Raw genomic sequence first — 19484 nt, 5'->3', positions numbered from 1 at the left:
CGGGATATTAGTTGATTTTGTAACTAACAAGGGAAGGGAGACCGCAATGAGTGAAAAAGATGATTTCGACCTGCAGGATTTTCTACCCTTTCTGCTGAATCGCGCCGCGGAAGAGAGCTCTCTGGGGTTTCAGCGCCATTACAAGGATCGTTACGGAATGCTGCGCACCGAATGGCGGGTGCTGTTCCATCTTGGCAACTACGGCCAGATGACGGCCAAGGACATCGGCACGCGGGCCAAGATCCACAAGACCAAGATCAGCCGCGCCGTGTCCAAGCTGACAGAGAAGCGTTTCGTGACCCGCACCCGCGATGAACAGGACCGCCGCGCAGAGCATCTCGCGCTGACTGCGGCGGGGCAGGCGGCCTATCGTGATTTGCGCAAGGTCGCGGTGGCCTATGACGCGAAGCTGTGCCAGCAGTTCAGCGCGGGCGAGGTTGCAATTTTGCGAAACATGTTGCGCAAATTAGCAGACATCGCCCCATAGACTTTTGGCCCGGCAAGACCCAGATTAGGGGCCGGTACAAAAGGTGAATGTATGATTCAGATCGATGTCAATTCCGGGCCGCTGATCGCCTGGTTGATGGAGCAGGGGCTGCAAGGCACCAGCCAGCACGACCTGCTGGATGGGTATTGCCAGCGCCTGACCGAGGCGGGGGTGCCGTTGATGCGGTTCCAGCTGGCCCAGAGGGCCTATCACCCGGAATTCGGCGGCATCGGCATTCGTTGGCTGCGTGGTGAAAGCATCACCAGCCAGCATTACGAATACCAGGAAAATCCCGGTGACGACTGGCTCAACAGCCCGTTCTTCCAGCTGTTACAGCAGGAAAAGCAGGAACTTCGGGTGTCCCTGGAAGCGGGGCCGCCGTTTGACTTCCCGGTGCTCGAGGAGTTTCACGCCGTCGGCGCGACGGATTATTTCGCGGCTGGGCTGCGCTTTCACCCGCCGGAAGAGGCTCCCGTGGACCCGCGGCGCCCGGGTGAGGGCATCCTGGTGTCCTGGACGACTGACCGTGCTGGCGGCTTCAGCAACCGTGAACTGGATTTGATCCGCACGACGCTGCCGCATCTCGGACTTGCGTTGAAATCCTCGTCCAACAGGCAGATCGCCAAGGATCTCCTGCAGGTCTACCTGGGGCGCGATGCCGGTCAGCGGGTGCTGTCTGGCGAGATCCGGCGCGGGTCGTCGCAGGAGATTGACGCGGTGATTTGTCTGTTTGACCTGAAAGGCTTCACCGAACTGGCGGAACGCCTGCCGGGCACCGACCTGATCGACATGCTGAACGGGTATTTCGGTCTGGCGGTCGAGACGATCCAGGCCCATGGCGGCAATATTCTGAAGTTCATGGGCGACGGGATGTTGACCATGTTCAACCTCGGCAGCATCGAAGAAGACGCCCATGCCGCATTGGCCGCGGCCAATGAGCTTTGCGGCAAGATTCGCGGCTTCAATGCCGAGCGCGAGGCCGAAGGGCTGCCGACGGCCGGCTTCACCCTGGCGCTGCACGCCGGCGACATCCTCTATGGCAACATCGGTGCCAAGAACCGGCTGGATTTCACCGTGATCGGCCAGACCGTGAACCAGACCGCACGGATCGCCGGGATGCACCGGTCCGTCGGGCAGAACATCATCATGTCTGAAGATGTGAAACGGGCGGCGCAGGGCACCAACCACGATCTGGTTTCATTGGGGAGGTACATGCTGCGCGGCGTGGCAGAACCAATCGAGCTCTACACGATCTACCGCGGCGACTGTTCCTGTAACAGTTGACGCCGTTGCGCCCCTTACGGGGCGCAGCAGCCATTCGGTTTTGCGCTTGGCGCGCGGGGTCAGATGCTGACCTCGACGCCGGGCAGGTTCACTTCCTTCATCATGTCGCGCAGTTCCTGACGCGCCGCGATGTTGGAGATGTTCAGCTGCTTGACGCCGATATCCTTGAGGTCCAGCAGCGTCAGCCCGCGGGGGAACAGCTCTCGGAAGATCACCCGCTCGGAGAAGCCGGGGGCGACGCGGAAGCCGATCCGCTTGGACAGCATGTTGATGGCGCGCTCCATCTTTTCCTTGTTGACCATACGCTGGGTGCCGACCCGGTTGCGGATCACGATCCAGTCGATCGGCTTCAACCCGGCCTGCGCGCGCAGCTGACGGGCGTTCCAGACCATCTCGGAGTAGACCGAGGGGCCGGTGATCTTTTCGCCCTTCTGGTCCACGTGCGCCAGCAGGTCGAAATCGACAAAGCTGTCATTCAGAGGGGTGATCAGCGTATCCGCCAGGGAATGCGCAACCTGACTCAGCCGTGTGTGCGAGCCAGGGCAGTCGATCAGGATGAAATCGTGGCCGTTTTCCAGCGCAGAAACCGCAGCCGACAAGCGGTGATCATAGATGTTCTCGCCAGGCTGCAGGCTGGCGGGGTCGATTTCCGGCAGCTCGTGCATCTCGACCATCGGCAGATCCAGCCCCGCCTTGGCGCAGAAGTCCTTGCGGTTTTCCAGGTAACGCCCCATCGAGCGCTGCCGCAGATCAAGGTCCAGCGCCGCAACCCGGTGGCCCAGACGGGCCAGCGTGGTTGCGACATGCATGGAGACGGTGGATTTGCCCGCGCCGCCCTTCTCGTTGCCGACGACAATGATATGCGCCATTTTCCGGTCCCTTTGTTCGTGCTTTGAGCACGTTTTTGCCTATTGGCCCCTGTATAGGCTCTGAAACCGGACAAGAAAAGCCGCGGGCGCAGGCTGGTGAATTTAGTGTTTCACCTGTGTTTGGATGGCCCGCCACTCGTGTGCCGGGGGCGTGCGTCGCCGCCCTTGGCCGCCGCTGCACGGGCCTTGTTCTTCTTGCTGTTGGGCTTGCCGACGGGCGGCTTCGGACCCTTGGCTGAATAGGGCTTGGCTGCGGGTTTGCCAGACGGTTTGCCAGACGGTTTGCCTGCCGGGCTGCCGGGGCGGGTCATCCGCTTGGAGGGATCCGAGGCGCCCTTGGGTTTGGCAGTTACAGCCGGGGCGGGTTTGCGGGGGCGTTCCGCCGGACGCGGTTTGCTACGTTCGGGCCGTTCGGCGCGATCAGGGCGTTCAGAGCGTTCCGGCCGGTCGTCCCGGCGCGGCTTGTCCTTCCAGTCCTTGCGCGGCGGGCGGCTGTCATCGCTGCCTTCCGACTTCTTGTGGTATGGCTTTGCGCCGTCGGATTTGCCGCGGTGCGGTTTGGGGGCGCGGTCGCCTTTGAAGCCGCCCTTGGGGCCGCCGGGACCGCGGCGCGGTGGCGGCGGCAGGTCGGGGGCCTGGTCCAGACGGGTCAGCACCGCGCCGGGCTCCAGCTCGGTCTTGCCGTCGAGCGCCTTCAGAAAGCCCTCGACCGCGTCCTGGCTGATCTCGGCAAAGGTCTCATTTTCCTGGATGCGAATGGCGCCGATGGCGTCGCGGTCGATACCGCCCGCCTTGCACAGCATCGGCAGCACCCGGCGCGGATCTGCGCCTGTGGCGCGGCCGCCGGACAGAGAGAACCAGACCGAGGGGCCGAAAGGTTTGCGTTCCTTGCGCTCCTTGCGCGGCTCCTGCGCATCGACCGGGCGCAGCTCTTCCGGCGCCGAATGGCGGCTGCGGAACAGCCGCAGGTAGGTCGCCGCGATCTGCTCGGGGGTGAAGGTGTCCAGCAGCGTCTGAACACCGGCCTGTTCGTTCTCGGCCACCGGCTCCTGCCAGACCGGATCGGCCAGCATGCGCTCTTCGTCGCGGGCCAGAATGTCGTCGGCCGAGGGCGCCTCGCAGTGTTCGGCGTTCAGCTTAGCCCATTTCAGCAGCCGCAGCGCCTTGCTGCGGGCCTTGGGGGGGGCGATCAGCGCGCTGACGCCCTTGCGCCCCGCGCGGCCGGTCCGGCCGGAGCGGTGCAGCAGGGTTTCGTGGTTCGAGGGCAGCTCGGCATGGACCACCAGTTCCAGCCCCGGCAGGTCAATGCCGCGGGCGGCGACGTCGGTGGCCACGCAGACACGCGCACGCCCGTCGCGCATGGCTTGCAGGGCATGGCTGCGCTCGGTCTGGGACAGCTCGCCCGACAGGGTCACCACGGGCAGGCCGCGGTTGGTCAGCCGTGCGGCCAGACGGTTCACCGCGGCGCGGGTGTTGGCGAACACGATGGAGCTGGGGGCCTCATAGTAGCGCAACACGTTGATGATGGCGTTTTCGGCATCGGCTTGCGCCACGCTCATCAACCGGTATTCGATGTCGCTGTGCTGCTTGGTCTCGCCCGCGGTTTTGATCCGCAGCGCGTCCTTCTGGAAGGTCTCAGCCAGATTGGCAATGGCGGGCGGCACGGTAGCCGAGAACAGCAGCGTGCGGCGCTCTTCCGGGGCTTCGCCCAGGATGAATTCCAGATCCTCGCGGAAGCCCAGGTCCAGCATCTCGTCGGCTTCGTCCAGCACCACGCCGCGCACCTGGCTGAGGTCGATGGAGCCGCGCATGATGTGGTCGCGCAGGCGGCCCGGCGTTGCTGCCACGATATGGGCGCCGCGCTCCAGCGCGCGACGTTCGTCGCGCATGTCCATGCCACCAACACAGGAGGCAATGCGCGCGCCTGCGCCGCGGTAAAGCCAGCCCAGTTCGTGTTTGACCTGCATTGCCAGTTCGCGGGTTGGCGCAATCACCAGCGCCAGAGGGGCGGCGGCTTCACCGAATTCCTCGGCGTCGCCCAGCAGGGTGGGGGCGAGGGCGAGGCCGAAGCCCACCGTCTTGCCCGATCCGGTTTGCGCTGACACCAGGAGATCGCGGTCGGCGACGTCCGGCTGGGTCACCGCCTCCTGCACTTGGGTCAGGGTTTCATATCCGCGTTCTTGCAGGGCGGCTGCCAGGGCGTGTTTCACGAGGAGAGCTGTCTTTCCCGCGAGGCATCATCGGCCCCAGCGTCAGAAGAAAAAAGAAAGAAGGCTGCCCGTCCGGGGCAGCCTTCGGGAGTTCGACAAAATACGTCGGGCGGCTTAGAAGCCCAGACCTTCGTATTTCTTCTTGAACTTGGATACGCGGCCGCCGGCATCCATCAGACGCGAGGAGCCACCGGTCCAGGCCGGGTGCACGGTCGGGTCGATGTCCAGTGCCAGCTGATCACCTTCGGCACCCCAGGTGGAGCGCATCTTGATGATGGTGCCGTCGGTCATTTTGACGTCGATGAAGTGGTAGTCGGGATGGGTGTCTTTTTTCATGATACCACTCCTCAGGCTTTCTTGGGCTTGTAGTTCGCGTCTTCTGCGATACGGGCCGATTTGCCGCGGCGCGAGCGCAGGTAGTACAGCTTGGCGCGGCGGACACGGCCACGGCGCACAACTTCGATCGAGTCGATGTTGGTCGAGAACAGCGGGAACACACGCTCCACGCCTTCGCCAAACGAAATCTTGCGGACGGTGAACGAACCGGCAATGCCCGAGCCGTTCTTGCGGCTGATGCAGACGCCTTCGTACATCTGCACACGGGTGCGCGAGCCTTCGGTCACCTTGTAGCCGACACGGATGGTGTCACCGGCTTTGAAATCGGGGATCTCTTTCCCCAGGGCGGCGATCTGTTCCGCCTCCAGCTGTGCGATCAGGTCCATCGCAACTCTCCTAAATCTGCCTGTGGTTTGCTCCACAGAGGTTTCGCGTCATGAGAGCTCCTGGTCTTCACCGGGTCCGCCGAGGCGCCCGCCAGAGATCACGTCGTCTGTTCCTTCGTGTCGGCGCGGGATCCCATGGTGAAACCGAAGAAAGTTTCCAAGTCATGATCCAACGCACGACGGTCCGGGTCCGCAAAAGCGAATCCAGACCTGCGCTGTATACGGCTGAAAGACTGCTAAAACAAGTGCCGAGCCGCCTATCCGGCAAGAGTTTCACCGGGGCTCCCGCCGGGCCGGGGCGCAACCGGCCTGCCGAGGAGCGTCGCCCGTGTCGGCTTGTCAGGCGGTTTGGTCGTCCAGTTTTGCGTCCGGCGCGTTTTTCTTAACGGATTCAATGCCGTTGTCGCGACCTGACGCACTGGTGTAGCTTTGCGAGCTGCCGATGACCTGGCCGTTGCTGGCCTTGAGGTTGAACATGAACTTGCCCGCGGCGGTTTCCTTGCGCTCGTAACGCGCGTCGTCGACGGCGTTCTTGCGGACCGATGCAATGCCGTTTTCCGCGCTGGCTTTCTGTTTGTAGCCTTCGCTGCCCAGAATGTTTTCGCCGTTGCCTGCCTTCAGACGAAAGCGATACTCACCGGCCTTGTCCCGGTACAGTTCGAATTTTCCTGCCACCCTGATCTCTCCTATAGTTCAATGAATATGACCGAGGATAAACACGGCTTGCGCAATCCGGCAATGATTTGATGCGCTTGGGGCAGGTTCGCGGTAGGGGAGCGGTCTACGAGGTGCGGTTTTTCCGGGCCTGGTGGGCGTCCCAAAGGTCAGGGCGCCGCTGGCGGGTGATCTCCTCGCTCATCTGGTGGCGCCATTCGGCGATCTTGCCGTGGTGGCCGGACATCAGAACCTCGGGGATCTCGTGGCCCTTCCATTCGGCGGGGCGGGTATATTGCGGATGCTCCAGAAGGCCGGAAGAAAAGCTCTCCTCCTCGGTCGAGGCGTGGTTGCCCAGCACGCCGGGGATCAGCCGCACGGTGGCGTCGATCAGCGCCTGGGCTGCCAGCTCGCCGCCCGTCATGACAAAATCCCCCAGCGAGACTTCCTGGATGCCATAGTGCTCCAGCACCCGTTCATCGACGCCTTCAAACCGGCCGCACAGCAGGGTGATGCCGTCGCAGCGGGCGAAATCCTGCATCATCCGCTGGTCCATCCGCCGCCCGCGGGGCGACAGGTAGATCAGCGGCCAGTTGCCGCCGGTGCCCGCCATCGTGTGCTCGATCGCCTCGCCAAGAACGTCGGGGCGCAGAACCATGCCGGCGCCGCCGCCCGCGGGGGTGTCATCGACGTTGCGGTGCTTGCCGACGCCAAACTGGCGCAGATCGGTGGTTTCCAGTTGCCACAACCCCTGCTGCAGCGCCTTGCCGGTCAGGCTTTCGCCCAGCACGCCGGGGAAGGCATCGGGAAACAGGGTGATGATCTTGGCCTTCCAGACGCCCGCCAAATCCGGCGTCGGCGTCATCAGCTCGCGCGGTTTCAGGGTCGGGCGGATGGCCTTGCGGCCGTGGGATTTGTTTGCAGCACTCATGGATTGAGTGTTTAGTCCAGTGACGGTGGGGCGCAATACCAAGCTTTGGGGTTTTGATGAATTCACGGGCGCATTCCCAAGAACAGGCGCAGTTCGACGCGATGGTCGAGGTGCAAGAGCGCACCGAGGCACTGTGGCCGCGCATCGCGGCCAACGTCGGCCTGCCCACCGAGGCCGCCCGGTTTCACAGGCTGCGGGTCAATAGCGGCCGGGCGGACCTGCGCTGCGTGTTGCACATTCAGGCTGCAAATGGCCGAGACTATGTCCTGCGTGCAGATTATTCCCCTCGCGGCTTTCAGACGTTCCGGCGCATCCTGGACCGCCATCACGCTGCGGCGGAGGGGCTGAGGGAGACGCGGGGCGTGTCGGTTCCCGAGATTCTATGGCGGGATCCGCAAGACAAGGTTGCGCTGATGGAGTTCGCTCCCGGCGCAACGGCATTCCAAGCGCTCGATATGAGCAGCCTTGGGCTTGAAAACCGGGGCGTCGTCCTCCGGCGGATCGGCCATGCCGTGGCGGCGCTGCATCAGTGTTCCCGCACGGAGGTGAAGCGGTTTTGGCCGAAACCGTATCTGCGACGAGTCGGCGAGAGTGCCCAGAAGGTGCGCGCGGGGGAGCTGCCGATCCGGAAGCCCAAGCGGTTTGTTGGTCTATGTGCCTATCTGCACCGGGTCGGCAGGCGCGCAAGGGGGCAGACCTATCAGGGCGCGGTGGAGCATGGCGATCTGCACATGCGCAACATCCTGATTGCCGAAGATCAGATCAGCCTTATTGATTTCGCCAATCACCGCGGCACCGTCCCCCAACGTGATCTGGCAAATCTGTTCCTGGCCAACGGGCTGCACCACTTGGCGGAGGCTGGCTGCCCGGATGGATACGGATATATTGCCCAGGCCGACTGGGACGCCTTCGAAACCGGCTATGGCGCGCCTGTGTCGAATGATCCCGTCTTCCAGTTCTTCTTCGCCATGAAGCTTTGGGCCGCGTGGGAGAGATTGGCCGTAACAGAGCGGGCTGTCAGCCCGAAGGGGGAGCGGCAACTGATGTTGCTGGTCAAGGTGCTCGATCACCTGCTGGCAACCGAGCAAGACTGAGCGGCAGGGCGAGGCGCGATCAGAACAGCCCGTCAGGCGGGTCTGCGACGATACGTTTCTGCGCGAGATCCACTGTCGGCACGGCGGCCAGCGTAAAGGGCAGCAGAACGGAAGACTTCAACCCCGGGCCATGCACCTCCAGAAGATCCGTGGCGCCGTGGTTCTGTACCGAGCGCACCGTGCCCAAGAGGGTGCCGCCGGTGTCGTAGACCTCCAGCCCGATCAGGTCAGCGTGGTAATATTCATCGTCGGGCAAGGTCGGCAGCTGGTCACGCCGTGCAAAAAGGCGCAGCCCTTTCAGCGCGTCGGCGTCCTCCTTGGTTTCGACCCCGACGATCCTGGCCGCAAAACCGTTCTTTACGGCGCGCGTGATCTTCAGGCTGAAACTCTGGCTGCCGTCTTCGCTGCACAGGGGCGAATAGTCTTCGATTTCTTCGGGGATGGCGCAGAAGCTCTTGAGACGCACCTCGCCGCGCACCCCAAAGGCGCCTGCCAGCGCGCCGACGCAGATAAGATCGCTCATCGTTTCATTCCTTTGCACAGAACCCTGCACGCAGCCATTGACCGCCAGTCTGTTTGCAGAGTTCGCTTTGGTTGTTGCGTTCGAAGAAGATGCCAGCCGTAAAAGCCACCGCAACGAAAAACACAAGCCGTATCAACCGTCCCATCGCGGCGTCAACGCGTTTCCAGCGGCAGATCTGCCATCCGGCTTTCCCAGCCGCTTTCCTGCAGTTCCGGGGTGTCCGAAAGCCGCTCCGGGTAACCGATGCAGAAATAGCCGATCAGCTTCCAGCTCTCTGGCGCTGCCAGGTCACGGTTGAGTTTCTCGGGATCCAGCACCGAAACCCAGCCAAGCCCCAGCCCTTCCGCGCGCAGGGCGAGCCAGAACAGGGTGATGGCGGTGACCACGGAATAGCGGCGCATTTCCGGCATGGTGGCGGCGCCAAGGCCGTGGCCCTGGGCGGTTTCGTCATCGCAATAGAACGCGAGCTGTACGGGCGCATCGCGCATGCCCGAGAGTTTCAATCCGGCATAGCGCTCGGCACGCTCGCCCGAATAGCCTTGCAGAGCCTCTGCATTGGCCTTCTCGAAATTCGCCAGCGCCGCGGCACGGGCTTTGGCGCTCTCGACGCGCAGAATACGCCAGGGTTCGCTCAGCCCCACCGAGGGGGCCAGGGGAATGGCAGAGAGGCAGCGCATCAGCACTGCCTCGTCCACCGGATCGCTGCGGAACCGGCGCACATCGCGCCGAAGCCGCATCAGCAGATCAAGCTGGCTGCGGAACTCCTCGGGAAAGGCATCCCGCAGCTCCACGGATTTATTCCGCGTCGGCAGCGGCTTCGGCAGCTTCAGCAGCCTTGGCAGCTTTTTCTTCGGCGCGTTCCTGAGCTTTCTTGCCCGGGGTGCCTTTCTTGGGGTTGTTGCGCTCGGCCTTCTCGCGGACGCCTGCTGCTTCCAGCATACGTGCGATACGGTCGGTCGGCTGGGCGCCCTGGTCCAGCCAGTACTGCACGCGCTCCATGTCCATTTTCACGCGCTCTTCCGAATCTTTCGGCAGCAGCGGGTTGTAGGTGCCCAGCTTCTCGATGAAGCGGCCGTCGCGCGGCATGCGGCTGTCGGCAGCCACGATGCGGTAGAAGGGACGCTTTTTCGAGCCGCCGCGGGCCAGACGAATTTTCATTGCCATGGGTACATCTCCTTTGATGGCGTTGTCCGGGGTATGCCCCGGTTGTCCTGTTGTTTGTTGTTATTCTTGGTGTTTCTTGTGGTGTCGGATGACTTCATCAATGATGAAGTTCAAAAATGCCTTGGCGAATTCAGGATCCAGATCGGCCTGTCTTGCCAAGTCTTCGAGCCGTGCGATCTGCGCGGCTTCGCGGGCAGGATCGGACGGGGGAAGGTCGTGTTCAGCCTTGAGGCGGCCCACTGCCTGGGTGTGCTTGAAGCGCTCGCCCAGCGTATAGACGAGGATTGCATCCAGACGGTCGATGCTTTCGCGGTGGCCCTTCAGCAACTGCGCTGCGCGGGCGACGGGATCTTGGGTGTCGGTCGTCATCAAAAGGCTCTCCGCATCGGGTTTGCAGGAACATCAGGCCGCGCAGGGGCGGTGGGTCGGCGGTGCATCTCAGTCAATGGCCCAGCCCTCGGGTTTGAAGAGCGGGTCGGCATAATGGGCAATTTCCATGTCTATGCCATGTGCCATCTGGCTGTCCTTCAGCGTGTCCGGCGCCGGGTGACGATAGACCGCGTCATTTCCGTCGATGGTTGCGGCCTCGTGGTCCTTGCGGGCACCAAGCCGCTCCGCGAGCCGGATCGAGTCGAGGTTCTTCGGGTCGATATAGCTGACCGCAGTCTCCCAGCCCAGATTTGAATAAAAATACCCGCGTGCGGCATGGGCCGCCTCGAGCGCGTAGCCCTTGCCTGCGGCACCGGGCCAGATGATCCAGGCGATTTCGCGCTCCGGCCAGCCTGCGGGCTGCCAGCCACCGGCCATGCCATAGGTTTCTTCGGTGGCCTTGTCGTGGATCATCCACATGCCGAATCCGCGCACCTGCCAATGACCGATCTCCGCGGCATACAGCATCCAGGCCTCGTAGGGGTTCAGCGGTCCGCCCATGAAGCGCGAGCGGTAGGAGCTGAAGGTCGCCTTGAAGTCGGGATAGTCCTTTGCCTCGGGGCCGCGCAGCAGCAAGCGCCGGGTCTCGATCACCGGGATGTCACAGGGCATCAGCGCGCCTCCCCTGACAGGAGGGCGCGGCGGTGCCGACATATGATCCCGCGCTGCTGCATCAGTGAAGCAGCCCCCGTCCCGCGGGCGCCTTGGCATGGCGCGCGCGCGGCGAAACATGACGCCAGGCCCGGATGTTTGGTGCGGGTTGCAGGCGGAACGAAACAGGGTTTTCCGGACGCGCCCCGACCCGGCGGGCCAGCGCCACCGAGGCGTGGTTTTCCTCCGGCACGTAGGACACGATGCTGTCCCAGCCTGCTTCGGTGAAAAGCCAGTGCAAGACGCATTCAGCCGCTTCGCTGGCATAGCCCTTGCCGCGGCCGGGTTCCATCAGGTGCCAGGACAATTCCGGCTCCGGCCAGCCCTTAGGGAACCAGGGACCAACCAGACCGACAGTCTGGCCAGTGTTGCGTTCGATGACTGCAAACAGCCCGTAGCCGTGCAGATGCCAGTGACCGATGATGGTCGCGATTGACCACCACAGGGAATCCGGATCCGATGCGGCATCGATGAACTTTGGTGCATCGGCATCCAGGAAGGCCGCGTTGGCATCAAAGTCCGGATCGGCCGGAGACATGAGCATCAGCCGCTTGGACAACAGTCGTGGGAACGGTTTGTGCAATCCAATCATTCCATACCCCTCTGACCGGGCGGAAGGCCGCCCGGCATGATTTTCACCCATCCGGTGAGGGAGTATTTTCGAGACTGCGTAATTTTCGGTTAAATGTGGCGCCGACACGGCCTGCGAGGCCGTATTTTTGGCGCAAATTTGAACAAAGCCTTTGCGGCCATTTGCCCCCCGCCGATCCCCGGCGCGCCGAAGTGCCGGGCCACAAGCGCCCGGCCGCCCCTGCCACTTGTCATCCCCGATGCCCGCGCGGGTCAGCGCGCGCGCCGCCGCGACACCCGACGGCTGCAAAGCGCGCTGGGAGTGTGCGAGGGAGGCAATTGGGAGGCAGGAAGCGGTCATGCGAGCTTATTTCTTCTTGCCAAATCCGCTGAGGCCGCCGGGCAGGCCCAAGCCGCCGCCCAGTCCGGGCAGCCCGCCGGGGAGGCCCTTGCCGCCGCCCATGGCCTTGGCTGCGGCTTCCAGTGCCTTGGGGTCCATCTGGCTGGGGTCCATGCCGCCCATATCCGGCATGCCGCCCTTGCCGAACATGCCTTTCATGGCCTGTTTCAGCATCTTGCCTTTGCCCATCTTGCCCATCTTCTTCATCACATCGGCCATCTGCCGGTGCATCTTCAGAAGCTTGTTGAGATCCGAAACCTGCACGCCGGAGCCGGCTGCGATGCGTTTCTTGCGGCTGGCCTGCAGGATGGCGGGATTGGCGCGTTCCTTCTTGGTCATCGACTGGATCATGGCGATCTGGCGCTTCAGCACCTTGTCGTCCATGCCTGCGTCCTGCACCTGCTTGGCCATTTTGCCCATGCCGGGCATCATCGCCATCATGCCTTCCATGCCGCCCATCTGGAGCATCTGTTCAAGCTGCATCTTCAGGTCGTTCATGTTGAACTGACCCTTCATCATGCGCTTCATCATCTTCTCGGCCTGTTCGGCCTCGATGGTTTCCTGGGCCTTTTCGACCAGCGCCACGATGTCGCCCATGCCGAGGATACGGCCCGCGATGCGGTCGGCCTCGAAGGTCTCCAGCGCGTCCATCTTCTCGCCAAGGCCGACAAAGCGGATCGGCTTGCCGGTGACGGCGCGCATCGACAGCGCGGCACCGCCGCGGCCATCGCCGTCCATCCGGGTCAGCACCACGCCGGAGATGCCGATCTTGGCGTTGAATTCCTCGGCCACCTCAACGGCGACCTGGCCGGTCAGGCCGTCGACGACCAAGAGCGTTTCACGCGGTGAGACCACGTTGCGGACGTCCTCGACCTCCTGCATCAGCGTCTCGTCGATGTGCAGGCGGCCGGCGGTATCCAGCATGTAGACGTCATAGCCGCCGAGCGTCGCCTGCTGTTTGGCGCGCTTGGCGATGTCGACGGGTTTCTGGCCGGGCACGATCGGCAGGGTGTCGACGCCGATCTGCGCGCCGAGCACCGCCAGCTGGTCCATCGCCGCCGGGCGGTAGACGTCGAGCGAGGCCATCAGGACCTTCTTGCCCTCTTTCTCCTTCAGCCGTTTCGCCAGCTTACCGGTGGTGGTGGTCTTACCGGAGCCCTGCAGGCCGACCATCAGCACGGGCGCAGGCGGGTTGTCGACCTTGAGCTTGCCGGGATCTTCGTCGCCGCGCAGTACGTCGACCAGCGCGTCATGCACGATCTTCACCACCTGCTGGCCCGGGGTCACCGACTTGGTGACCGCCTGGCCGGTGGCCTGATCCTGCACTTTCTTGATGAAGTCACGGGCAACCGGCAGCGAGACGTCGGCTTCCAGCAGTGCGACGCGGACCTCACGCAGGGCGGATTTCACGTCCTCTTCGTTGAGGGCACCCTGTTTGGTGAGCCGGTCAAAGACGCCGGAAAGGCGTTCGGATAGATTTTCAAACATGCCTGCGGCCTCCTGATGCCGGTTTAAACTGTGGCGCCCCCGTATGTAGGGGACAAGCGGTCCATGCGCAAATGCCCCCACGGGCGTAACACGCTGGTGGAGGGCGATCCCTGACATGGGCAGGGACCGGAAGACTCAGATCTTCCGGGTGTTGCTGCAGGCGTTACGCCGAAACCGGTGGCGGAGTCAACCTTTGTCGGGGGACGCAGGCCGCGATGGCGGGCGGCTATGCGTGCGGGGCACCAGTCGTCGGCTGCGGGTTCTGGCCGCTACGCCCTCTGCGCGCTTGACAGGGGCAGGGGCAGCTGGCCAACATCAGACTGCTGCCCTTTTGGTGCCCGGCATCGGCAGGCAGCGCATCGAGGCAGGTCTTTTGGCACAGGCGCAGTTAGCTGGTCCCGGCGGTTTCAGGGGGCCGGTCCCCTTTGACGGGCAGCTGTATCAGCCAAGGGAGGATCTGGGAACATGCGCGTTTTCACTATCTTAGGACCGTCGCAATCCGGCAAGACAACGCTGTCCACGGCACTTGCCGAATTGGACGGGGGCGCGGGGAAGCGACACGAGGTCGAAGGTGTCGCGGCCTTGCAGCCTTTTTCATTCATGGGCGAGGACTGGGCCGCCATCGACATCGCGGGCGGCGCCGACAACCTGGCACATGCAGGGCCAGCGCTGGCGGCCAGCGATGCGGCGGTGCTCTGCGTTCCGGCCGATGCCGGGGCTGCGGTCCTCAGCGCGCCGTATTTGCGCAAGCTGGAGGAGGCGGGGATCCCCGCCTTTATTTTTGTCAACCGGATGGACCAGGCAGCGGACCGGGTGGCAGATATCGTCGCTGCACTTCAGGCCTATTGCAGCCACAACATCATCCTGCGGCAGGTGCCGATCCGCGAAGAGGGGCAGGTTGTGGGCGCTGTGGATCTGATCTCGGAGCGCGCCTGGCAATACCGTGAGGGCGAGCCTTCGGCACTGATCGAGCTGCCGGTCACGATGTACGCCCGCGAGCAGGAAGCGCGGGCCGAGTTGCTGGAAGCGCTGGCGGATTTCGACGACACCCTGCTGGAGGAGCTGATCGAGGATCAGCAGGTGATGGCCGAGGAAGTCTATGACGTGGCCACCAGGGTGCTGCAGCACAATGACCTGTTCCCGGCGCTGCTGGGGTCGGCCGAGCATCGCAATGGCATCCTGCGGCTGATGAAGTCGCTGCGGCACGAGGCCCCGGACGTGGGCGCGGCACTGGAACGGTTGTCGCCTTCGGGGAATGTGCTGGCGGTGGGCTGCATGGCGGATCTGGTGAAGCACCTGGGCAAGATGGTGCTGGTGCGCGCGATGGGCGCTGATGTCGGCAATGGTCGCCCGGTCGGCGGTGCGACGCTGGGCAGCCTCAGCAGCATCGGCGGACAGGGTGGACGGCTGGGGGCAGGCGATGTCGGCCAGGCGGTGAAGTCGGATCATCTGAATCTCGGGTTCGCCTATGCTGCCGAGGGCGCGGCGCCGCTGCCCGCATGGGCGCAGCCGCGACCCTCGACCTTCCGGAGGGTGATTACCCCCGTGCATGAGCGCGACGATGCCCGATTGTCGGGGGCGCTGGAGCGGCTGGCCGAAGTCGACCCTGCGCTGCAGGTCTCCCAGGATGAGGCCAGCGGCCACGCGCTGCTGCACCTGCAGGGGCCGCTGCACCTGCGCCGGGTGAAACAGATGCTCCAGCAGGAGTTCGGGGTCGAGGTCGAGGAAACACCGGTGCCGCCGGCCCTGCGCGAAACCATCAACCGCTCGGTTCAGATCCACCACCGCCACCGCAAGCAATCCGGTGGTGCGGGCCAATTTGCCGATGTGGTGATCGAGGTGAGACCCTTGCCGCGCGGCAGCGGTTTCGTGTTCGAGGAAACGGTGAAGGGTGGCGCGGTGCCCAAGAACTACATCCCGTCGGTCGAGGCGGGCGCGCGCGAAGCCTTGGCGCGGGGGCCGAACGGCTACCCGGTGGTTGATGTCTGCGTGACATTGAAGGATGGCAAGCATCATTCCGTGGACAGCTCCGACTATGCTTTCCGAACGGCAGGCAATCACGCGGTCAAGGAGGCCTTGGCCGAGGCGGGGCTGACGCTGCTGCAACCGATCATGCGGGTGCAGATCCATGTGCCCTCGGTCTTCACCGGTGGATTGGTGCCCGTGGTCAGCGGAATGAAAGGCCAGATCCTCGGCTTCGAGGCCGAGGATGGGGCCGTTGGCTGGGATGTGTTTGAAACCTTGCTGCCGATGGCTGCACAAGACGAGCTGTGCAATACATTGGCCAGCGCAACGCGCGGCACCGGCTGGTTCAGCACGGATTTTGACCACTACGAGGAGGCACGGCGGGCCGACTTCGCGGACGCCTAAATCGGGTTCTTCCCCCTGTGATCAGGGGGCATGGCAGGTGGCGCGGTTATGACTTGCATTTCGCAAGTGATTTCTGTGATCTGCGCCGTAACTCGGAAACGGCTTGCGGAGCAACAACATGGACGCCTCATCTGCCTATCAGGACAGCTTGCCTGTTACCTCTGACGCGCTTTTGGCGCAGCTGGACGGATGGGGTATCGGCTACCGGCTGCATACCCATGTGCCGCTGCGCACGGTCGAGGACGCCAAGGCCGTCGAGGATCAGTTCCTGGCGCCGGGGGAGCGTGCCCTGCGGCTGAAGAACCTGTATCTGCGTGATCGCAAGAAGCGCAATTACCTGGTTTCCCTGGAGCAGGATCGTGCCATTGATCTCAAGGCGCTGGGCGCGGAGCTCGGGGTGGGCGGCTTGTCATTCGGCTCCACCGAAAGGCTGCTGGAGAACCTCGGCATCCGCCCCGGCGCTGTCAGCCCGTTGGCCATGATTAACGGCGTGCAGAAGGGGGTCACCTTCTTTCTCGACGCGCAGGCCCAAGACGCCGACGTGATCTGCATGCACCCACTGGTGAACGACCGGACCGTGGTGATGGCGCGGGACGCGCTGCTGGCATTTTTTGAAAAGATCGGCGTTGACGTCAAATACGTCTAGCCCGGCAAGTATGACCGTGTCGCCAGCCCGGCATAGGCTGGCGACTGTTCATGAACGTGGTCAGGCGTCAGGCTGCCAGTGCCTTGATCTGGTCTTGCGCCTTCGCAAGGGCGCCCTCGGCGTCGATCGACATGGCGTCTGCTGCGACAATCTCAACCTCGGTAATACCGATGAAGCCCAACACGTGCCGCAGGTAGGTGGTTGCGAAGTCGATGTCTGAACCCGCTTGCGTGCCGCCGGACGCCACGGCGATGATGGCGCGCTTGCCCTCCAGCAGGCCGACCGGGCCAGTTTCGGTGTAGCGGAAAGTGACACCGACACGCGCCACGAGATCAATCCAGGCTTTCAGGGTGGAGGGGACGGAGAAGTTGTAGATCGGGGCACCGACCACGATGGTATCGGCTTGTTTCAATTCCTCGATCAACGTGTCCGACAGCGAAAGCAGCTGCTTTTGCTCCTCGCTGCGCTGGTCGGCAGGGGTGAAGTTGGCGCCAACCCAGGCGCCATCCAGCAGGGGCAGCGGCGTGGCAAGGTCGCGATGGATGATATCGGCCGCGCCAAGGCGGCCCACGATCTGAGCGGAGAGGTCGCGGGTGACCGAACCTTCGGTGCGGGCCGAGGAGTCGATATGCAGAACGGTGCGGGTCATTTCAGAGTTCCTGTGCTTGTTGCTGACCAGAAACTGGGGTATTGCATTTGTGAACGCAACGCCGAGAAAGTCACAGCATTTGTGCGTATGTGCGCATAGTGCGCGGATCGGCAAGGAGGCCGCCATGGACAATTGGGATGAGGTTCGCACCGCATATCAGGTGGCGCGCATGGGCACGGTCAGCGGCGCAGCCGAGGTGCTGGGCGTGCACCATGCGACCGTGATCCGCCATATCGACGCCATCGAAGCGCGGTTGGGGGTCAAGCTGTTCCAGCGCCATGCCAGGGGGTACACGCCCACCGAGGCGGGGCAGGATCTGCTGCGCGTGGCCCAGGCCACGGATGACCAGTTCAACCAGCTTGTCGGTCGGCTGAAAGGGCAGGGGGACGATGTTTCGGGCGAATTGGTGGTGACGTCCCTGGCGTCTTTTGCGCCGATGATGGTGCCCGCCTTGCAGGAGTTTCAGGAGATGCACCCGGACCTGATCATCCGCTATCTGACCGGTGATCGCCTGTTTCGGCTGGAATACGGCGAGGCCCATGTCGCGGTGCGCGCGGGCAATGCCCCCGATCAGCCTGACAATGTCGTCCAACCTTTCATGAAGCAGCAGATCGGCCTCTATGCCTCGAAAAGCTACGTCGAGAAATACGGGATGCTGAAAGGGGTTGATGATCTGGCCAACCACCGCTTTGTGGGGCATGACGACGAAAACAGCCGTGCACCGTTTTCGCGCTGGCTGCGGACCCATGCGCCGGCAGAGGCGATTTCGTTCCGTTGCACCAATGGTTTCACGATGCAGCAGGCCGTGCATGCGGGCGCCGGGATCGGGTTCATGCCCGCCTGGGAGGGGCGGCAGCAGCCTGACCTGGTCGAGATGATGGCCCCGCAGCCGGAGTGGGAAGGAGCCTTGTGGTTGGTGACCCATGTCGATCTGCACCGGACGACCAAGGTGCAGGCATTTCTGAAGTTCCTCAAGGAGCAGGCGAAGGGGTGGCAGTTGTGAGCGAAGCGCTGCGCGGGCATCTGGCAATGCTGACCTTCTCGGCCCTGGTTGCAGGGTCGTTCTCCCTCGGGGTGATGGTCGCGAATGAAATCGCACCCTCGGCGCTGAATGCTGCGCGCTTTGCCATCGCGGCGGTGGTGATCGGCGCTGCGGCGCTGGCGACAAAGGGGCTGCGTCGGGCGCATTTCCGGGCCCCCTGGCGCTATGTCGTATTGGGTGGGCTGTTCGGCGGCTACTTTGTCCTGATGTTCTACGGGCTGCAAACCGCGGCACCGGTGAGTGCGGCCGCGGTGTTCACCCTCGTGCCGGTGATGAGTGCGGTGTTCGGCTGGCTTCTGTTGCGGCAAGTGACCTCGCGCTGGATGGCGCTGGCGCTGGCCATCGGCGCGGCTGGCGCGGTGTGGGTGATCGTGCGCGGGGATCTGGCGCAGCTGGCGGCCTTCGAGATCGGCGAAGGCGAAATGATCTATTTCTGGGGCTGCGTGCTGCATGCGATCTACACGCCAATGGTACGCAAGCTGAACCGGGGCGAGCCCGCGGTGGTGTTCACCTTTGGCATGCTGATCGCCGGGGCGCTGTTGCTTGTGGCTTTTGGCTGGCGAGACATTCTGGCAACCGATTGGCTGAGCCTGCCCGGTATCGTCTGGCTTGGGCTGTTGTACCTGGCGATCTGCGCCAGCTCGGCGACCTTCGTTCTGCTGCAATATGCGGCAATGCGGCTGCCCTCGGCCAAGGTGATGGCCTACACCTACCTGACCCCGACCTGGGTCATTCTGTGGGAGATCGCGCTGGGCCGTGGGGTGCCTTCGGGAATGGTGCTGATCGGGGTGGCGGCATCCATCGCGGCGCTGGTGATGCTGCTGGAAGGGGACGCCAAACCCGGCAAACGCGCCGCCAAGGCCTGAGCGGCGAGCTGCCTGTCAGCCGAGATCCCCCTCGCCAAGCTCTCGCTCGAGAAAGCGTTCAAAGGCGTCGAGGTGAATGGGTTCGAACTGTCCGAACCCCTGCATCCAGACAGAGGCCTCGCGCATGGCATCGGGTTGCAGCTTGCACCATTTGACCCGACCGCGTTTTTCCTGCGCGATCAATCCTGCGCGGGTCAGGATCGAAAGATGCTTGGAAATTGCCGCCAGCGACATCTCGAAAGGCTCGGCCACATCGGTCACGGCCATGTCGTCCTCCAGCAGCATCGTGAGGATCGCGCGGCGGGTGGGGTCGGCCAAGGCCGCAAAGACGGTGTCAAGGGTGGCGCTCATACAGATCTTCCTACTGTCGACATCGGGGTTTGACAATCTTTGCCGAAGCGCCATTGTGGCGCTCTCTGGGCATGGGGGAGGCTA

The 19484-nt window shown here is 63.5% G+C and carries 22 protein-coding genes; 7 read left to right on the top strand and 15 right to left on the bottom strand.

Translation table 11 applies throughout. The annotated features are described in order from the left end of the window. Positions 1 to 46 precede the first annotated feature (46 nt). On the top strand, positions 47 to 487 hold the full coding sequence (locus tag ACZ52D_RS06260; RefSeq protein WP_222456218.1) for a MarR family winged helix-turn-helix transcriptional regulator: 441 nt from the start codon (positions 47 to 49) through the stop codon (positions 485 to 487). A 51-nt stretch (positions 488 to 538) separates the two neighbouring features. Beyond that, positions 539 to 1771 carry an adenylate/guanylate cyclase domain-containing protein gene (locus ACZ52D_RS06255; RefSeq protein ID WP_222456217.1) on the top strand — a complete coding sequence of 411 codons (1233 nt, stop codon included), beginning with the start codon at positions 539 to 541 and terminating at the stop codon, positions 1769 to 1771. 59 nt (positions 1772 to 1830) lie between these two features. Here the strand turns inward: ACZ52D_RS06255 and ACZ52D_RS06250 are convergent, their stop codons facing one another. The 6 genes from ACZ52D_RS06250 to trmD form a co-directional block, all read right to left on the bottom strand. Continuing rightward, complete coding sequence (locus ACZ52D_RS06250) at positions 1831 to 2640, bottom strand: division plane positioning ATPase MipZ (RefSeq protein WP_464442866.1); 810 nt, start codon at positions 2638 to 2640, stop codon at positions 1831 to 1833. Between the two features lie 110 nt (positions 2641 to 2750). Beyond that, positions 2751 to 4850 (bottom strand): DEAD/DEAH box helicase, encoded by a 2100-nt coding sequence (locus ACZ52D_RS06245; protein WP_464442865.1) that lies wholly within the window; start codon positions 4848 to 4850, stop codon positions 2751 to 2753. 114 nt (positions 4851 to 4964) lie between these two features. Further along, positions 4965 to 5186 (bottom strand): 50S ribosomal protein L31, encoded by a 222-nt coding sequence (gene rpmE, locus ACZ52D_RS06240; protein WP_222456214.1) that lies wholly within the window; start codon positions 5184 to 5186, stop codon positions 4965 to 4967. An 11-nt stretch (positions 5187 to 5197) separates the two neighbouring features. Then, entirely contained in the window at positions 5198 to 5572 is a 375-nt protein-coding gene (gene rplS / locus ACZ52D_RS06235) for a 50S ribosomal protein L19 (protein ID WP_222456213.1), read from the bottom strand. 339 nt (positions 5573 to 5911) lie between these two features. Next, positions 5912 to 6247 carry a YegP family protein gene (locus ACZ52D_RS06230; protein WP_222456212.1) on the bottom strand — a complete coding sequence of 112 codons (336 nt, stop codon included), beginning with the start codon at positions 6245 to 6247 and terminating at the stop codon, positions 5912 to 5914. A gap of 106 nt (positions 6248 to 6353) precedes the next feature. Then, positions 6354 to 7157 carry a tRNA (guanosine(37)-N1)-methyltransferase TrmD gene (gene trmD, locus ACZ52D_RS06225; protein WP_417475810.1) on the bottom strand — a complete coding sequence of 268 codons (804 nt, stop codon included), beginning with the start codon at positions 7155 to 7157 and terminating at the stop codon, positions 6354 to 6356. A 56-nt stretch (positions 7158 to 7213) separates the two neighbouring features. On the opposite strand from trmD, the gene ACZ52D_RS06220 reads away from it, so the two are divergent. Beyond that, complete coding sequence (locus ACZ52D_RS06220; RefSeq protein ID WP_464442864.1) at positions 7214 to 8251, top strand: phosphotransferase; 1038 nt, start codon at positions 7214 to 7216, stop codon at positions 8249 to 8251. Positions 8252 to 8270: 19 nt separating this feature from the next. Here the strand turns inward: ACZ52D_RS06220 and rimM are convergent, their stop codons facing one another. From rimM to ffh, 7 genes are all read right to left on the bottom strand, one after another. After that, complete coding sequence (gene rimM, locus ACZ52D_RS06215; RefSeq protein ID WP_222456210.1) at positions 8271 to 8774, bottom strand: ribosome maturation factor RimM; 504 nt, start codon at positions 8772 to 8774, stop codon at positions 8271 to 8273. A gap of 152 nt (positions 8775 to 8926) precedes the next feature. Then, positions 8927 to 9565 carry a 5,6-dimethylbenzimidazole synthase gene (bluB, locus tag ACZ52D_RS06210; protein ID WP_222456209.1) on the bottom strand — a complete coding sequence of 213 codons (639 nt, stop codon included), beginning with the start codon at positions 9563 to 9565 and terminating at the stop codon, positions 8927 to 8929. Positions 9566 to 9569: 4 nt separating this feature from the next. Further along, positions 9570 to 9938, bottom strand: coding sequence for a 30S ribosomal protein S16 (gene rpsP, locus ACZ52D_RS06205; protein ID WP_222456208.1), 369 nt, complete (start codon positions 9936 to 9938; stop codon positions 9570 to 9572). 60 nt (positions 9939 to 9998) lie between these two features. Beyond that, positions 9999 to 10307 carry a chorismate mutase gene (locus tag ACZ52D_RS06200; protein WP_222456207.1) on the bottom strand — a complete coding sequence of 103 codons (309 nt, stop codon included), beginning with the start codon at positions 10305 to 10307 and terminating at the stop codon, positions 9999 to 10001. A 69-nt stretch (positions 10308 to 10376) separates the two neighbouring features. Next, the gene (locus ACZ52D_RS06195) at positions 10377 to 10979 is read right to left on the bottom strand and encodes a GNAT family N-acetyltransferase (protein WP_222456206.1); all 603 of its coding nucleotides are present in this window, start codon (positions 10977 to 10979) and stop codon (positions 10377 to 10379) included. 61 nt (positions 10980 to 11040) lie between these two features. After that, on the bottom strand, positions 11041 to 11610 hold the full coding sequence (locus ACZ52D_RS06190; RefSeq protein WP_464442863.1) for a GNAT family N-acetyltransferase: 570 nt from the start codon (positions 11608 to 11610) through the stop codon (positions 11041 to 11043). Between the two features lie 345 nt (positions 11611 to 11955). After that, a complete protein-coding gene (gene ffh, locus ACZ52D_RS06185; RefSeq protein WP_464442862.1) occupies positions 11956 to 13476 on the bottom strand; it encodes a signal recognition particle protein in 1521 nt (506 codons plus the stop codon). A 465-nt stretch (positions 13477 to 13941) separates the two neighbouring features. Here ffh and ACZ52D_RS06180 point away from each other — a divergent pair, with 465 nt between their 5' ends. Both ACZ52D_RS06180 and ACZ52D_RS06175 read left to right on the top strand, forming a co-directional pair. Continuing rightward, positions 13942 to 15846, top strand: a complete 1905-nt coding sequence (locus tag ACZ52D_RS06180) for an elongation factor G (RefSeq protein ID WP_464442861.1) — start codon at positions 13942 to 13944, stop codon at positions 15844 to 15846. A 118-nt stretch (positions 15847 to 15964) separates the two neighbouring features. After that, positions 15965 to 16492: a prolyl-tRNA synthetase associated domain-containing protein gene (locus ACZ52D_RS06175; protein ID WP_464442860.1), complete on the top strand. Its 528-nt coding sequence runs from the start codon at positions 15965 to 15967 to the stop codon at positions 16490 to 16492. Positions 16493 to 16559: 67 nt separating this feature from the next. On the opposite strand, the gene ACZ52D_RS06170 is transcribed toward ACZ52D_RS06175, so the two are convergent. Continuing rightward, positions 16560 to 17141: an FMN-dependent NADH-azoreductase gene (locus ACZ52D_RS06170; protein ID WP_464442859.1), complete on the bottom strand. Its 582-nt coding sequence runs from the start codon at positions 17139 to 17141 to the stop codon at positions 16560 to 16562. A 124-nt stretch (positions 17142 to 17265) separates the two neighbouring features. On the opposite strand from ACZ52D_RS06170, the gene ACZ52D_RS06165 reads away from it, so the two are divergent. Then, positions 17266 to 18144, top strand: coding sequence for a LysR family transcriptional regulator (locus ACZ52D_RS06165; protein WP_464442858.1), 879 nt, complete (start codon positions 17266 to 17268; stop codon positions 18142 to 18144). Next, on the top strand, positions 18141 to 19049 hold the full coding sequence (locus ACZ52D_RS06160) for a DMT family transporter (RefSeq protein ID WP_464443119.1): 909 nt from the start codon (positions 18141 to 18143) through the stop codon (positions 19047 to 19049). The genes ACZ52D_RS06165 and ACZ52D_RS06160 overlap by 4 nt, the downstream gene beginning before the upstream one ends. A gap of 15 nt (positions 19050 to 19064) precedes the next feature. Here ACZ52D_RS06160 and ACZ52D_RS06155 read toward each other — a convergent pair whose 3' ends face one another. Then, positions 19065 to 19400, bottom strand: a complete 336-nt coding sequence (locus tag ACZ52D_RS06155) for an ArsR/SmtB family transcription factor (RefSeq protein ID WP_369924721.1) — start codon at positions 19398 to 19400, stop codon at positions 19065 to 19067. Positions 19401 to 19484: the final 84 nt, after the last annotated feature.

It is taken from the genome of Leisingera sp. S2M4, assembly GCF_055398055.1.
Note: the sequence above shows the minus strand (reverse complement) of the source record. Positions and strands in the feature narration are given on the sequence as shown.